Below are 14,368 nucleotides of genomic sequence, written 5' to 3'. Positions count from 1 at the left end.
CTTTTCATGACCTATCAAAGCATCAACCCGGCGAACGGCACGCTAATGCAGTCGTTCGCGGAAATTTCCGACGCCGAGCTTGAAGCCAAGCTCGCGCTGGCCGCTTCATGCTTCGAGAGCTGGAAAAAGACGAGCTATGCCGAGCGGGCGACCATCGTCACTAAGGCAGCAGCGTTGCTGCACGAGCGGGTCGATGCCTTTGCGCGCACGATGACGCTGGAGATGGGCAAGCGGATCGACGAGGCACGGGGCGAGGTCGAATTCAGCTCTAATATTCTTACCTATTATGCCGAGAATGCCGAGCGCTTCCTGGCACCTGTCAAGCTCGATCCGATCATTGGCGCGGCCCATATGGAGAGCAGCCCGATCGGGATGATCTTCGGCGTGGAGCCGTGGAACTTCCCCTATTATCAGCTTGCCCGGGTGGCCGGACCGCATCTGATGGCCGGCAATGTTCTGTTGGTGAAGCATGCAGGCTGCGTGCCGCAATGTGCGATTGCGTTTGAACAACTGTGGATCGACGCCGGCGCGCCCGTTGGCCTCTATACCAATCTTCTGATCTCGCACGCGCAGTCGAACGCCGTGGTCGATGATCCGCGGATCAAGGGCGTCGCGCTGACCGGCAGTGTCGCAGCGGGCCGTAGCATCGCGGCGCGGGCCGGACAGAATCTCAAGCCCTCCTCGATGGAGCTGGGCGGGAGCGATGCCTTCATCGTGCTGGAGGATGCGGATCTCGATTTCGCGGTGAAATGGGCGGTCTGGGGCCGCATGTACAATACCGGCCAGACATGCTGCGCGGCCAAGCGCTTCATTATCGTAGAGCCTCTCGCCGCAGCCTTCCAAGCGAAATTCCAGGCAGCGCTTGGTACCCTCGTGGCTGGCGATCCGATGGATGTAGCAACCACCCTCGGGCCGCTTTCTACCGAATCCGCGCTGACCGATCTACTCGCACAGGTCGATACGGCCATCGCACATGGTGCCAAGCTGGTTATGGGCGGCAAACGTGTCGATCGGCCGGGCGCCTATATGCAGCCGACCATATTGACGGACGTGGAGCCCGACAATCCTGCGTTTCGTGACGAGTTTTTTGGACCCGTCGCCATGCTGTTTACCGTGAAGGACGAGGATGCGGCGATCGCGCTTGCCAATGACTCCGACTTTGGACTGGGCGGATCGGTGTTCACCGCAGATGTCCAGCGGGGCCAGCGGGTCGCAAGCCGCGTCGATACAGGCATGATGTTTATCAACAATATCAGCTGGTCAGATGCCGAGCTGCCGTTCGGCGGCATCAAGAACTCAGGCTATGGCCGGGAACTTGGCGACATGGGCATCCAGGCCTTCGTCAACAAAAAGCTCGTGCGGACAGCCGACCTACAGGCGCCAGCTTAGCCCAAGGTCGCGCAATCATCGGCCCGCAATCGGAGCATCGACATGTACGTGAATATCACCGTCCTCAAGGAAACGCAGACCCATCAGCGTCGTGTGGCGCTCGTTCCAGGGCTCGTCCCAAAGATCGTCCAGCTGGGCGGCAGGCTTCCATATGGAAAGCGTGGCCGGGAGCGGCATCGACCTTCCCGACACTGCCTATGCAGGGGTTGCGATTGCCGTGGATCAGGAGGCGCTGGTTGGCGACGCCGATGTGGTGCTCGCGGTCCTGACCGTGGCGAAGAGAAGGGCTATGCCGGCATCGTCAATAGCCGCGTCGAAGGGGATAATTGCAACATGGTCTATGGCGACGCCCAGGCCGTCCTCGCCAAGATGATCGAAGCCGTGCGCGGGCTCGGTCTTTCCGTCGCCGCCTGATCTCTTCCCTTCACTAAAGGATATCCCATGGCCCAGATGCAAGCCGCCTTCGTCGAACAGTTCGGACAACCGCTCGTGCTTCGATCCTGCGACATTCCCGAGGCAGGGCCAGGCCAGATCCTGGTCAAAGTCGAGGCGTGCGGGGTCTGTCATACCGATCTTCATGCCGCCAAAGGCGATTGGCCCATCAAACCCAGCCTGCCCTTCACGCCGGGCCATGAAGCCATTGGCATCGTCGTAGCTTTGGGTGCCGGCGTGTCCGTCGTGAAGGAAGGCGATAGGGTCGGCGTGCCCTGGCTCTATTCCGCCTGCGGGCATTGCGAATATTGCCTGTCCTCCTGGGAAACCGTCTGCGCTGACGCGGAATTTGGCGGCTATACGCGCGATGGCGGTTTTGCCGAATATGTTGTCGCCGATCCCAACTATGTCGCCCATATCCCCAAGGGACTGGGCCCGAAGGAAGCCGCGCCGCTTATCTGCGCGGGGATCACTACCTATAAGGGCATCAAGGAAACGGGCGCGAAGCCGGGCGAATGGATCGCCATATCGGGTGCAGGTGGCCTTGGGCATCTGGCCATCCAATATGCCAAGGCGATGGGCCTCAAGGTCTGCGCCGTCGATATCGACGATGGCAAGCTCGCGCACGCCACCCGCCTTGGCGCCGACCTCACCATAAACGCGAAATATGGGCATCCCGCTCAGGTGCTGAAGGAGGATACCGGCGGCGGCGCTCATGGTGTCCTCATCACCGCGCCCTCGCTCGTAGCATTCAACCAAGGCGTCGCGATGACGCGCAAGCATGGGACATGTGTTCTCGTCGGCCTGCCGCCAGGCGAGTTTCCGGTGCCCCTGTTTGACGTCGTGGCCAACTGCATCACCATCCGCGGATCGTTTGTAGGAACGCGCAAGGATATGGCCGAGGCCTTGGCGTTTGCCGCTGAAGGGAAAGTGAAAGCCGACATCGAGTTGCAGCCGCTGTCCGCGATAAATGATATATTTCATCGGCTCGAGCGCGGCGACGTTCCGTCCCGGGTCGTCCTTGACTTTACCAGCGCATAACGGACATCGGCATGGACCTTTCCCGCGCCCTTCTGACTGTTCACCAGATGGGGGAGGCGGATCGCCTGGCGCTCGTATCTGGCATCTCCTCGCTCGAACTTATGGAGAATGCAGGCACCGCGGTTGCACGGGCGATTACAGGACGCTGGACGGCACGGCCCGTCAGCGTCCTGTGCGGGCCCGGCAATAATGGCGGCGACGGTTTCGTCGTGGCACGTCTGCTTGGCGATGCTGGCTGGTCCGTGCGACTGGCCCTACTTGGGAGACGCGAGCAGCTGAAAGGCGAAGCAAAAACGAATGCGGATCGTTGGCAGGGTTCGATCGCCCCATTGGATGGTGCAGTTCTCGATGGTGCCGAACTGGTTGTCGATGCGCTATTTGGCGCGGGACTGGACCGCCCCCTGCAGGGAGTCGCCGCAGAAATCCTGGCGGCGTCGGTCACTCGGGGCATACCGATCGTTGCAATCGATGTTCCCAGCGGCGTAATGGGTGACAGCGGCCTTGCCTTAGGGGCGATCGCATCGGCGATGACCGTCACCTTCTTTCGGAAGAAACCCGGCCACCTCCTGCTTCCTGGCAAACGGCTATGTGGTGATGTGGTCGTCGCGGATATCGGCACGCCTGCGGCCGTGCTCGAAGCGCTCGGGCCGGACATTTTCGAGAACGGGCCGTCCCTCTGGCGCGGTGCGCTGCCTTGCCCGGTCGATGGCAGCAACAAATATAGCCGCGGACATGCCCTCATCTGGGGCGGTTATCCTGCGACCGGAGCCGCCCGAATGGCCGCCCGCGCTGCTGCACGGACAGGCGCTGGCCTTACCACAGTAGCGGTCGCGCCTGTTGCGCTGCCGGTCTATGCAGCCGCGCTGACGAGTATCATGGTGCATCCCATTGCGAGCCCTGACGAGATGCATGAAATGCTTGGCGACCAGCGGATTTCGGCCATGCTCATAGGCCCTGGCGCCGGCATCACCGTCGAGACGCACGCCATAACGCTGGCGATGCTCGCCACCGGCCGGCCGGTCGTTCTCGATGCAGACGCACTCACGCTGTTCCAGGATGATAGAGAGGCGCTGACTAAAGCCATTATTGGCCCCTGTGTGCTGACGCCGCATGACGGCGAATATGCTCGCCTGTTCCAGACCAGCGGCGACCGATTGACGCGTGCGCGCGCTGCGGCCTCAGCAAGCGGCGCCATTGTCATCCTCAAGGGCAGCGACACCGTCATCGCCGCACCCGATGGACAGGCCATCATCAACGCCAATGCGCCACCCAGCCTGGCGACGGCGGGTGCTGGCGATGTATTGGCAGGTATTGTCCTTGGGCTGCTTGCGCAGGGCATGCCCCCCTTTCTCGCCGCTGCGGCCGCCGTCTGGCTGCACGGCGCCGCAGCTGCGGAATTTGGGCCGGGCCTGCTTGCCGAGGATCTGCCAGATTGTCTCCCGGCGGTGTTCAGAATGCTTCAGGACAAGGGTTCGGCTAGCCTGTAGGCTCCGATGCTCGGGCGACATTGGCACTGCAGGTTATGGCGAGGCTATGGTGTGCGATCATGGCTTCCTCGTCGGTCGCCATGACGCGAACGTCGATCTTGCTGCTTGTCATGCTGATGCGGGATGACCCTGCGTCATTGGCAGCCTCATCAAGCGCCAAGCCGAGCCATTGCAGCCTTTCGCACACGGCCGTGCGGATAGCGGGCGCATGTTCTCCAATCCCGGCTGTGAAGACGATGCCGTCGAGGCCGCCAAGAGCGCTCGTCATCGCACCAATGTCGAGCGCGACCCGATAGGTGAAGAGGTCGATCGCTTCGCGTGCCTGCGGTGCCTTGCTGGCCAGCAGGACGCGGATGTCGCTGCTGATCCCGGAGACGCCGAGCAAACCCGAGCGATTGTAGAGCATGTCCTCGATGTCGGCTGGCTGATGTCCAAGCCTGAGCAGATAGAGAATGGCGCCCGGGTCCAGACTGCCGCATCGCGTCGCCATCATCAGGCCGTCCAGCACGCTCATGCCAAAAGTGGTGGCGATGCTCACGCATTTGTCGAGCGCGCATAGGCTCGCGCCCGCGCCAAGATGCGCGACGATGACGCGCCCGTTGGCGAGGGCTGGACTATCTGCCGCCAGACGGCAGGCAATATATTCGTAGGAAAGGCCATGAAATCCGTAACGCCTGACCCCTGCATCGGTGATGGCGCGCGGGAGGGCAAAGTGCTGGGCAAGGCGCGGCATCGTGTGATGGAAGGCCGTGTCGAAACAGGCGACTTGGCTCAGATCGGGGCGTGCTTTGGCCAAGGCGCGGATCGGCGCAAGATTATGGGGCATATGGATCGGATCGAGCGGAAAGAGGGTCTCGAGCGCGGCCAGCAGCGGCTGCGTCACCAACTCGGGCGCGATATGGTCAGCGCCCCCGTGGACGATGCGATGGCCCACGGCCGCGAGACGGTCATGACCCGGCATAGCCTCTACCAGCGCAAGCAAGCCGTCCAGCGCGGAGCTGAAAGCCTGCTCACCTGTCTCTGACCATTGCTGATCGGCCACACGAACACCGGCGGCATCGTGCGCCACCAGATGCGGATTTTCGCCCAGACCGGTAACCTCGCCCCGCATCAGCGTACCCAAGGCAGGGACGCCGGCGAAAAGCGCGAACTTCAGGCTGGACGACCCTGCGTTGAATACAAGGATAGTGCCGTTTGGCGGATCAGCTCCCATGCGGGACGAAGACATGCCGGACCTCAATCATGATCGTGCACAAGTTCGAGTTTCTTCTGCGCGTCGGGCGTCGCGGCATGGACGTCGACACGCGTGACGTCGGCTGTTTCAAGGATAGCCTTGGCAAGCGCGATCCGGCTCGGTGTGTCGTGGGCCATGACCAGAAATGCGTCCGCCTTGATGTCCGTTTCATAGGCAAGCACGCTGTCCTTGGGGATCCCCAGCCCATAGAGCGCTGCTGCGAGCGCGCTCGTGCCGCCGACAAGGACGGCCCCCTCGATGACCGACACGGCGGTCGCCGCCAGATAGCCGAGCATGATCACGGGACCAACGACCGGGAGCGTAAGAAAGACGCCCCCAAAGAACAGGCTCCAAAGGCCGCCCCACAAAGCGCCCCTTGTCCCCCAGAACCGGACGCGGTCGCCCTGATTGTAGAAGCCCACGACCTGCTCGTCGACATGGTAGCCTTTGCCCACGACACTGAGATGTTTGATATCGAAGCCGCCAAGATTGAGCTTTCTAACGGCGGCCTCGGCTGCGGCATGATCGGAGAAGACAGCAACGACGGCTTCGGGTTTTTCCATGATATCCTCATCTTGCTAAAGGCATGGGAAGCGGTCGTGCCGTTTCCTGCAGCGTCTTTTCCTAGCCTTTGCAGGCCTGTCGCCGGCAGCCTCGGAAACTACTCAACTTTAGCCGCGCATGCGGACGTACGCCGATCATTACCCGCAAAGCAGGACAGCCTCGAGAATATGTTTGGTTTCTTCGACATCGCGTACCGCGATGCAGTCCACGCCAGCACCACGTACCGCATAGTCGTTGCCGCCGGGATAAAGGGCGTCGCCCATGAACAATATATCGGAAAGCGCAAGATCGGCGGCCTTTGCCAGCCTCGTGATCCCATAGCCTTTGTCCACACCTTCGCGCGTGATGTCGACCGAAGTCGAGCCGCCGATTCTCACCACAAAACCCGGGATAAGCGGGGTGAGCATCGCCTGTACCTTTTGCCGCTTTGCGAAGGTCGGATCCCAAGCCAGCTTGGCGGCTGGCGGAGCCTCCTGGCCAAGGCCTGAGAACGTGATCTGGGTGCCCCGGTCCTCGATCCTGGCACCCCAGCTCCTCTCCTGCGCAAAGCCTAAAGCAGCGACGATTGCTTCAAGCGAACCGACGATCTTATGTCGCTCGCTCTCGCTCAGAGCGTCCGCATAGATTTGTCGCCATATGTCCTTGTAACGGTAAAGCTTGGTGCCTGAGGTAGGCATGAGAAAGAGACGGGTGAGATTGGCGTCCTTGCCCAGTTGCGCGAGAAGCTGGACCTCGAATTGCGGCCAGTCACCGCCGGAAATAACCGCAACGCTTAGCCTGTGCGTCAGTCGCGCCAGAAGCGATGCCATTTCGGCGTCGACCGCCTGCTTGCTTTCAGCAAGCGTACCGTCAAGATCGAACGCAACCAGGCGCTTCATCGCCGCGCCCCGTCCTGGCGTCTCTCGCCCAGGAGCGGGTCGCCACAGCGTATTTCCGTGATCGGCCTTGGCGAGTGCGTTTCTGGCCGGCGGCGATATTGGGGCCAACGCATCATCGTGTAACGCTCTGCAGACCGGGAAATAATATGAGGAGGGCGCTTGCCATACCACCCACCGCGATCGCGACGACGACGAGGCCGAACAGCTTCTCGGTTACCAGCAACGCCTCTGCGCCAATGATGCGCGTGATCGGGGTCGCCGCAAGGTTGAGGCCGAGAATGAGAGCAGCGTTGGCGAGGATGGCGGCGATTGCAATCATGTAAACGGGCTCCCGGGCCGCTGCCCCAGGCGACAACGACTGACAGGACACCGGGTCCGGCATAAATGGGAAAGCCAAGCGGCGTGACGCCGATGCTAAGCGGCGAAGGCGATGGACGGCCTTGTGCGCCGGCTTGCACGATCCGGGTATTGGACGCTGCGTGGAGATGCTGCGATCCGGCAGCGCCTGGCGGCTCTGCGGCCACCGTCGGCGCGTTGATCATTTGCCATCCTATAACGGCGACGACAGCCATGCCGGCCAGCCGCAAGGCAGCTACATCGACCCCAAAGAAGGCGAGGGCGGCGTTCCCGGCGAACAACGCCACCATCGCTGCCAACAGGAAGGTCGCCGCAGCGATCATCGCCGTCGTCCGTCGTTGCCCGTCCGACTGTCCTTCTGTAGCCGCGACGAACAGCGGAACGGCAGCGATTGGCGCAGTGATAGCAAACAAGGCCATGAACATGGCAAGAAGGGAACTATCAGCCATTTAATCTCTCGATCGCGCGGTGGGCGGCTGGCGATGCCGTGCCTGCTGGCGCGGATCGGGACTGAAGCGATTATGCTCCACACTCTTGCTCTTCATCGGGAAAGGCCGGGAGCTTCGGAAAACACTCAGGCGCTGGGTAGTTTCCGAGCCTATCGCGGACCGGTTCTGCCGATCATGACCAGCGCGGTGGCTCGCCGCAATCGCCGTAAGCAAAACCGTCCTTTCAGTTTCCCGCTTTTTTTTAAGGGGCCAAAGGCCTGTGGATCTCATAGTGACGCATCTGCCGGTGCAATTGCGCGCAGATCCCACGCGAGTGGTCATCAGGCCTTTCATCCCGGCTGACGATCCGCCACGCGCCGGATGCACGGACCCGACGCGGGCGCAGTGCCTCGCCAATCGCGTTCTTAACTTGGAGCACAGCGAACTTGCGGAAGAATTGGAACGGGTGGTCGCCAGCCTGTCCAACCGCCATCGCAATATCGAGGATATGCTCTTGCGCCGCTATCACGAAGTCAATGGCCAGATGATCGATCCGCGTGCCGTGAGCACGGCGCAGGCGCATCTTATCGGCGCCTATTTTTGTGAAGAATATTCGTTCGAGGCTGCGGCCCTGTTCAATCCCAGTATCGTGGCGCATCCCGATCAGAGGAACGTGGCGAAAGGCGCAGTCCGCTTCATCCTGTCCTTGCGCGGTGTGGGGGAGGGGCATGTTTCCTCTATCACCTTTCGCACGGGTCTGTGCACGGGAGAGGGGATAGTCAGCATTGATCCGGCCAGCCTTCAGGCTATTTCGCCCCGCATCGAGAATATGCCAGGTGGGGCGCCCGGCGATCCTGGCGTCCGGCTGCTTTGTAAAGAGAGCCAGAGCCTGTCGGAGATCGTCATTTTTCCCACGACCTTCCGGCAACGGCACGGCATCGAGGATTTGCGGATGGTGCGGTTCGTGGACGAGGAGGGCAACCCTACTTATCTGGGAACCTACACGGCCTTTAGTGGCGAGGACATCCGCTCAGAACTGCTCAGAACTACCGATTTTCAGACGTTTGAACTCACGCCGCTCCATGGTCCCGCCGCCGTCAACAAAGGGATGGCGCTGTTCCCCCGCCGGATCGACGGTCAATATGTCATGCTCGGTCGCCTCGACCATGAGAATATCTGGCTCTTGAAGTCGAACGATCTCTACACCTGGGACGCGGGCATCAAAATCCTCTCGCCGCGTTGGGTCTGGGAGTTCGTGCAGCTCGGCAATTGCGGCTCGCCAATCGAGATCGACGAGGGATGGCTGGTTCTGATCCACGGCGTGGGGCCGGTGCGCAATTATTGCATAGGCGCCTGCCTGCTCGACAAACAGGATCCGACAAAGGTCATCGGTCGGCTGGCGACGCCGCTCCTGCGTCCAAGCCCACAGGAACGCGACGGCTATGTGCCCAATGTAGTCTATAGCTGCGGCGCACTCTTGAATGGTAGAAGCCTGATACTGCCCTATGCGATCGCCGACAGCTTCACGACAGTGGCTGTCATCTCGATCGATGCTTTGCTCGAGGCGATGATCCATCCCAAGCCCACGGGTGGACACTAGGGGTTTTCCGATGCTTGCAACGGCATGTTTGGAGGATGACAGCTTGCTGCGCGAACCCGCCAGGAGGCCCAGCATGACGGATATGAACAGACCCAAGCATGTCGTCATTTTGTGCCATCCCGAGCGGGATAGCTTCAACGCAGCCGTAGCTGACAGATATTGCGCAGTCGTCGAAGACGCCGGCCAGGAGGCGGTACTGCGCGATCTCTACGCCATGAAATTCGATCCGGTTCTGCAGGCCAATGAACAGCCGGGTTCGAAAACATTCTTCGAGTCTCCCCATATTGCCCATGAACTCGACATCATAGCCAACGCGGCTGTGCTGGTTTTTGTCTATCCGATCTGGTTTGGAACGCCGCCCGCGATGCTCAAGGGTTATGTCGACCGTGTCTTGGGATCAGACTTTTCCTTTCGGGCCTTGCGCGTGCGCGACGCCAGCTCGCACATGATTGGCGCGCATCTTCTAAGCTTCACCTCATCGGGAAACTCCCAGATCTGGCTTGACGAGGAAGGGGAGTGGCAGTCGCTGATAAATGTCTTCGATCATTATCTTAAGAAAGCCTTCTCGATGGCGTCAACGCAGCATTCGCATTTTTCGCGGATCAACGAGGGGCTGAGCGAACGCTTCTTCCTCCAATATATGGAAGAGGTCAGTGAAGCGGCGCGGAAGATGTGCGGCCTTGTCGCCACAGCGCAACCCTTAGGAAATATAGATTCCCCAGTCGGACGGGCAATTTGAACCCGCAAATTTAGGCTCTATCATCGTGTGAGTAGTTTCCGAGCCTGCAATTCTGCCCTGTGCCGCCGCTATCTTCATGCTTTCGGGAGGGCCAGGCTGGCCATTGCCCAAAGCATCGGGATCGCGAGACTATGGATGTACGCCTCTTCAAGCGCGAAGCCGCGGCCGCAGATGACATTCCGGCAATTGTCCCGAGCAATATCGACGCCGACGAGCTCGCTCTCATCGATGCCTACTGGCGCGCCGCCAATTATCTGTCGGTCGGGCAGCTCTATCTTTACGACAATTCCTTGCTCCGCGAGCCGCTGACGCTCGACCATGTGAAGCCCCTGATCGTCGGTCATTGGGGCACCACGCCTGGCCAGAATTTTATCTATGTGCATCTCAACCGGGTAATCAAAGCACAAGATCTCAGCATGATCTACATTGCCGGCCCCGGCCATGGCGGGCCGGCGCTAGTGGGCAACACCTATCTTGAGGGCAGCTACAGCGAGATATATCCCAACATCAGCCAGGACGAGGCAGGGCTCAAGAAGCTCTTTACCCAATTCTCCTTTCCCGGCGGCATATCGAGCCATGTCGCCCCGACCACGCCGGGATCGATCCATGAAGGCGGAGAGCTTGGCTATTCGCTGAGCCATGCCTTTGGCGCAGCGTTTGACAATCCCGATCTGATTGTTGCCTGCGTGGTCGGCGATGGCGAGGCAGAAACCGGCCCGCTCGCGACCGCCTGGCAGTCGAACAAATTCCTCAGCCCTGTGAGCGATGGTGCCGTGCTGCCGATCCTGCATCTTAACGGCTACAAGATCAGCAATCCTACCCTATTGGCGCGCATCGACGGCGATGACCTGGCCTATTTCCTCGAAGGATGCGGCTGGTCGCCGCGGTTCGTCGAGGGGAGCGATCCCGATACGATGCATCGGCGCATGGCCGACGTCATGGACGCGGCAATCGCCGACATTCGCCAGTACCAGTCTGATGCCCGATCAGGGAAATCGACCCATCGGCCACGCTGGCCGGTCATCGTCCTGCGCTCGCCCAAGGGATGGACGGGTCCTGTCCAGGTCGATGGCATTCCCATCGAAGGCACGTTCCGATCGCACCAGGTGCCGCTGCTGGTCGACGCGAACCATGCGGGTCATGTGGCCGCGCTCGAAGCCTGGATGAAGAGCTATCGGCCTGAAGAACTGTTCGACGGCAAGGGTCGGCTCATACCTGAATTGGCGGCCCTGGCACCGACAGGAGATCGAAGGATGGGAGCAAATCCGCATGCCAATGGCGGGATGCTTCTGCGCGATCTGCGCCTTCCAGACTATCGGTCCTACGCCGTCGATGTCCCGACGCCAGGTGCAGTCGCAGTGTCGGACATGGGTACGCTTGGCCCTTATCTGCGCGACGTCCTTTCGCTTAATGAGTCGGCCCGGAACTTCCGCATCTTTGGCCCTGACGAGACGCTCTCCAACATGCTGGGCGCCGTGTTTGAGGTGACCGGCAGGCAGTGGGAGGCCGGCATCGAGGCTAATGACGAATTTCTTGCGCCGTCGGGCCGGGTACTCGACTCCATGTTGAGCGAGCATCAGAGCCAGGGCTGGCTGGAGGGCTATCTGCTCACCGGGCGGCATGGGGTGTTCAACAGCTATGAGGCTTTCATCCGGATCGTGGATTCCATGTTCAGCCAGCATGCCAAATGGCTCAAGGTCACCTCTGAGCTCCCCTGGCGCCGCGATATCGCATCACTCAATTATCTGCTCTCGTCGCACGTGTGGCAGCAGGACCATAATGGCTTTACCCATCAGGATCCGGGCTTTCTCGACCATGTCACTAACAAGAAGGCGGACATCGTGCGCGCCTATCTGCCGCCCGATGCCAACTGCCTGCTCTCGGTCATGGATCACTGCCTGCGCAGCCGCCACTATGTCAACGTCGTGATTGCCGGCAAGCACGCCCTGCCGCAATGGCTGACGATCGAGGCGGCAGCATCGCACTGCGCCCAAGGAATCGGCATCTGGTCCTGGGCCAGTAACGACCAGGACGGCGAGCCGGATGTGGTCATGGCAAGCTGCGGCGATACGCCGACGCTTGAGATATTGGCAGCTGTATCCATCCTGCGCGCAGCGCTCCCCGAAGTTCGGGTGCGGGTCGTCAATGTCGTCGATTTGATGAAGCTCCAGCCGTGCGCCGAGCACCCCCATGGGCTGAGCGACACGGACTATGACTCGCTCTTCACCCGCGACCGGCCAGTCATCTTTGCCTTTCACGGCTATCCCGGGCTCGTCCAGCGGCTGACCTACCACCGGACCAACCGGAATATGCACGTGCGTGGCTATCAGGAAGAGGGAACGATCACGACCGCTTTCGATATCCGGGTACAAAACGGGCTCGATCGCTTCCACCTCGTCATGGATGTCGTCGACCAGTTGCCACAGACCGGCAGCCGGGGTGCCTATCTGAAGCAGGCGATGCGCGACAAGCTGTGCGCGCACAAGCTCTACATCGATCGCCACGGCCAGGATATGCCTGAGATTCGCGACTGGACCTGGGGTGGGCCAGAATGAACTCCGGGACTTTGGCCGGCATCGCCGCACAGCTCATGGCAAACGACAAAGGGCTGCTCGCGATCGACGAGAGTGTCGGCACCTGCAACCAGCGCTTTGCTGCGCTTGGTATCGCGCAAAGTGCGGAAAGCAGACGGCGATGGCGCGAACTTATCATCGCCACGCCCGACCTTTCCCAATCGATAAGCGGTGTCATCCTGTATGATGAAACCATCCATCAGGCGACGGCCGACGGGCGTGCGTTCGTCGATGTGCTCGCCAGCGCCGGCATTCTGGTCGGCATCAAGGTGGATACCGGCGCAAAGGCGCTCGCCGGCTTTCCGGGCGAAACTATCACCGAAGGACTGGATGGACTGCGCGACCGGCTACAGGCCTATGCCACGCTTGGCGCGCGCTTTGCCAAATGGCGGGCGGTCTTCAGTGCCGAGGATGGCACGCCCAGCCCCGCCTGCATCAAGGCCAATGCCCACGCGCTGGGCCGCTATGCGGCGCTCTGCCAGGAAGCGGGGCTTGTCCCCATCGTTGAACCTGAACTGCTGATGGCGGGCGACCATGATATCGAATATTGCGGCAAGCTCAGCCAGACGATCCTGGAAACGGTCTTCAGCCAATTGTCGGCCCAGCGTGTCTTGCTCGAGGGCATGATCCTGAAGCCTAACATGGTTCTCGCCGGATCGGAATGCGTCGATCAGGCAACGCTCGACAGGATCGTGGACGAAACTGTGACCTGCCTCTTGCGCAGCGTGCCGGCGGCCGTACCCGGGATCGCCTTTCTCTCTGGGGGCCAGTCGCCGGAACTGGCTTCCGCCCGCCTCAACGCCCTGAATGCACCATCTGCGACCAAGCTCCCCTGGCCACTTGGCTTTTCCTATGGTCGGGCAATCCAGCAGCCCGCTCTTGCATTGTGGGGAGGCCAAGACGCAAACAGCGGGCTCGCCCAAGCCTCTCTCGCTGAGCGCGCCCGATGCAACCGCGCGGCACGGAGCGGTGCCTATGTTGCATCGACCGATGTGACACCTTGATGAACGGCGCGAGGGAAGCGGCGCTTCCGACCCTTTATCTTATCCGGCACGGCGAAACCGCATGGTCCTTGTCCGGCCAGCATACGGGCCGCACCGACATCCCCTTGACCACGCATGGCGAGGCGATGGCGCGAGACATGGCACCCTTGCTCGCTCATGTGCCGTTCTCGCACATATTTGCCAGTCCCCGGCAGCGGGCGCGCCGGACGTGCGACCTGTCAGGGTGCGGCGGGCCTGCGACCATCGAGGAAGATCTCGCAGAGTGGGATTATGGCGATTATGAAGGCCAGCTCACCGCCGACATCCGCAAGAAGAGGCCAGGGTGGAGTGTGTTTCGGGATGGATGCCCAGGTGGGGAAGCCCTTGATGATGTCGTGCTGCGCGTAGATCGACTGCTTTTGCGACTGTGCGTTTTGGATGGGAATATCGCGCTCTTCTCGCATGGCCAATATGGCTGCGTGTTGGCGGCCCGTTGGGCCCGTATGGCGGGCGCACAAGGTGAGCATTTCGCGCTCGATCCCGCCTCTTTGAGTATCCTTGGACCAAAGCCGGGACATCCCAACATTCCGGTCATAACACGCTGGAATATCGTGCCGACCGCAAGGCTCGATTATCGCAATCCGGGTTGAAGGCCAAGGCCGC

Annotated in this window: 14 protein-coding genes and 1 pseudogene; 9 read left to right on the top strand and 6 right to left on the bottom strand. The window is 61.0% G+C overall.

The genetic code is table 11. The features are described 5' to 3' along the window. Positions 1–6: 6 nt before the first annotated feature. From SxD43FB_RS10835 to SxD43FB_RS10820, 4 genes are read left to right on the top strand one after another with little or no spacing between them, the layout of a single operon-like run. Positions 7–1,389, top strand: coding sequence for an NAD-dependent succinate-semialdehyde dehydrogenase (locus SxD43FB_RS10835; protein WP_096062221.1), 1,383 nt, complete (start codon positions 7–9; stop codon positions 1,387–1,389). Between the two features lie 42 nt (positions 1,390–1,431). After that, entirely contained in the window at positions 1,432–1,803 is a 372-nt protein-coding gene (locus tag SxD43FB_RS25575) for a hypothetical protein (protein WP_096062177.1), read from the top strand. A 27-nt stretch (positions 1,804–1,830) separates the two neighbouring features. Then, complete coding sequence (gene adhP / locus SxD43FB_RS10825) at positions 1,831–2,862, top strand: alcohol dehydrogenase AdhP (RefSeq protein WP_096062176.1); 1,032 nt, start codon at positions 1,831–1,833, stop codon at positions 2,860–2,862. Between the two features lie 11 nt (positions 2,863–2,873). Further along, positions 2,874–4,349: an NAD(P)H-hydrate dehydratase gene (locus SxD43FB_RS10820; protein WP_096062175.1), complete on the top strand. Its 1,476-nt coding sequence runs from the start codon at positions 2,874–2,876 to the stop codon at positions 4,347–4,349. Here the strand turns inward: SxD43FB_RS10820 and SxD43FB_RS10815 are convergent. From SxD43FB_RS10815 to SxD43FB_RS26350, 6 genes and pseudogenes are all read right to left on the bottom strand, one after another. Continuing rightward, on the bottom strand, positions 4,339–5,577 hold the full coding sequence (locus tag SxD43FB_RS10815) for an acetate/propionate family kinase (RefSeq protein ID WP_255245675.1): 1,239 nt from the start codon (positions 5,575–5,577) through the stop codon (positions 4,339–4,341). The genes SxD43FB_RS10820 and SxD43FB_RS10815 overlap by 11 nt on opposite strands. 8 nt (positions 5,578–5,585) lie before the next feature. After that, a complete protein-coding gene (locus SxD43FB_RS10810) occupies positions 5,586–6,146 on the bottom strand; it encodes a DUF1269 domain-containing family protein (RefSeq protein ID WP_096062173.1) in 561 nt (186 codons plus the stop codon). Between the two features lie 138 nt (positions 6,147–6,284). After that, a complete protein-coding gene (locus tag SxD43FB_RS10805; RefSeq protein ID WP_096062172.1) occupies positions 6,285–7,025 on the bottom strand; it encodes an HAD-IIB family hydrolase in 741 nt (246 codons plus the stop codon). Positions 7,026–7,137: 112 nt separating this feature from the next. After that, complete coding sequence (locus tag SxD43FB_RS25890) at positions 7,138–7,344, bottom strand: hypothetical protein (RefSeq protein ID WP_255245685.1); 207 nt, start codon at positions 7,342–7,344, stop codon at positions 7,138–7,140. A gap of 79 nt (positions 7,345–7,423) precedes the next feature. After that, positions 7,424–7,801 (bottom strand): annotated as a pseudogene (locus SxD43FB_RS25885) (MarC family protein); the annotation flags it as partial. Positions 7,802–8,072: 271 nt separating this feature from the next. Continuing rightward, a complete protein-coding gene (locus tag SxD43FB_RS26350) occupies positions 8,073–8,393 on the bottom strand; it encodes a hypothetical protein (protein ID WP_343228843.1) in 321 nt (106 codons plus the stop codon). Here SxD43FB_RS26350 and SxD43FB_RS10795 point away from each other — a divergent pair. The 5 genes from SxD43FB_RS10795 to SxD43FB_RS10775 all read left to right on the top strand — a co-directional run bounded on the left by SxD43FB_RS10795 (position 8,355) and on the right by SxD43FB_RS10775 (position 14,355). Continuing rightward, a complete protein-coding gene (locus SxD43FB_RS10795; RefSeq protein WP_343228842.1) occupies positions 8,355–9,410 on the top strand; it encodes a glycoside hydrolase family 130 protein in 1,056 nt (351 codons plus the stop codon). The genes SxD43FB_RS26350 and SxD43FB_RS10795 overlap by 39 nt on opposite strands. Positions 9,411–9,483: 73 nt before the next feature. Further along, positions 9,484–10,149, top strand: a complete 666-nt coding sequence (locus SxD43FB_RS10790; RefSeq protein ID WP_176482748.1) for an NAD(P)H-dependent oxidoreductase — start codon at positions 9,484–9,486, stop codon at positions 10,147–10,149. Positions 10,150–10,280: 131 nt separating this feature from the next. Then, a complete protein-coding gene (locus SxD43FB_RS10785; protein WP_096062170.1) occupies positions 10,281–12,704 on the top strand; it encodes a phosphoketolase family protein in 2,424 nt (807 codons plus the stop codon). Continuing rightward, the gene (locus SxD43FB_RS10780) at positions 12,701–13,726 is read left to right on the top strand and encodes a class I fructose-bisphosphate aldolase (RefSeq protein ID WP_096062169.1); all 1,026 of its coding nucleotides are present in this window, start codon (positions 12,701–12,703) and stop codon (positions 13,724–13,726) included. The genes SxD43FB_RS10785 and SxD43FB_RS10780 overlap by 4 nt, the downstream gene beginning before the upstream one ends. Then, on the top strand, positions 13,726–14,355 hold the full coding sequence (locus SxD43FB_RS10775) for a histidine phosphatase family protein (protein ID WP_096062168.1): 630 nt from the start codon (positions 13,726–13,728) through the stop codon (positions 14,353–14,355). Before SxD43FB_RS10780 ends, SxD43FB_RS10775 begins: the two co-directional genes overlap by 1 nt. The last annotated feature ends 13 nt before the right edge of the window (positions 14,356–14,368 follow it).

This window comes from Sphingobium sp. D43FB (assembly GCF_002312805.1).
Classification (GTDB): Bacteria; Pseudomonadota; Alphaproteobacteria; order Sphingomonadales; family Sphingomonadaceae; genus Sphingobium.
The sequence above is the reverse complement of the archived record's forward strand: the minus strand, read 5'-3'. Positions and strand labels throughout refer to the sequence as shown.

Coding starts and splice junctions, on each gene's coding strand:
- SxD43FB_RS10835 (WP_096062221.1), top strand. CDS start 7: ATGACCTATCAAAGCATCAACCCGGCGAACGGCACGCTAATGCAGTCG.
- SxD43FB_RS25575 (WP_096062177.1), top strand. CDS start 1,432: ATGTACGTGAATATCACCGTCCTCAAGGAAACGCAGACCCATCAGCGT.
- adhP (WP_096062176.1), top strand. CDS start 1,831: ATGGCCCAGATGCAAGCCGCCTTCGTCGAACAGTTCGGACAACCGCTC.
- SxD43FB_RS10820 (WP_096062175.1), top strand. CDS start 2,874: ATGGACCTTTCCCGCGCCCTTCTGACTGTTCACCAGATGGGGGAGGCG.
- SxD43FB_RS10815 (WP_255245675.1), bottom strand. CDS start 5,577: ATGTCTTCGTCCCGCATGGGAGCTGATCCGCCAAACGGCACTATCCTT.
- SxD43FB_RS10810 (WP_096062173.1), bottom strand. CDS start 6,146: ATGGAAAAACCCGAAGCCGTCGTTGCTGTCTTCTCCGATCATGCCGCA.
- SxD43FB_RS10805 (WP_096062172.1), bottom strand. CDS start 7,025: ATGAAGCGCCTGGTTGCGTTCGATCTTGACGGTACGCTTGCTGAAAGC.
- SxD43FB_RS25890 (WP_255245685.1), bottom strand. CDS start 7,344: ATGATTGCAATCGCCGCCATCCTCGCCAACGCTGCTCTCATTCTCGGC.
- SxD43FB_RS10795 (WP_343228842.1), top strand. CDS start 8,355: ATGATCGATCCGCGTGCCGTGAGCACGGCGCAGGCGCATCTTATCGGC.
- SxD43FB_RS26350 (WP_343228843.1), bottom strand. CDS start 8,393: ATGCGCCTGCGCCGTGCTCACGGCACGCGGATCGATCATCTGGCCATT.
- SxD43FB_RS10790 (WP_176482748.1), top strand. CDS start 9,484: ATGACGGATATGAACAGACCCAAGCATGTCGTCATTTTGTGCCATCCC.
- SxD43FB_RS10785 (WP_096062170.1), top strand. CDS start 10,281: ATGGATGTACGCCTCTTCAAGCGCGAAGCCGCGGCCGCAGATGACATT.
- SxD43FB_RS10780 (WP_096062169.1), top strand. CDS start 12,701: ATGAACTCCGGGACTTTGGCCGGCATCGCCGCACAGCTCATGGCAAAC.
- SxD43FB_RS10775 (WP_096062168.1), top strand. CDS start 13,726: ATGAACGGCGCGAGGGAAGCGGCGCTTCCGACCCTTTATCTTATCCGG.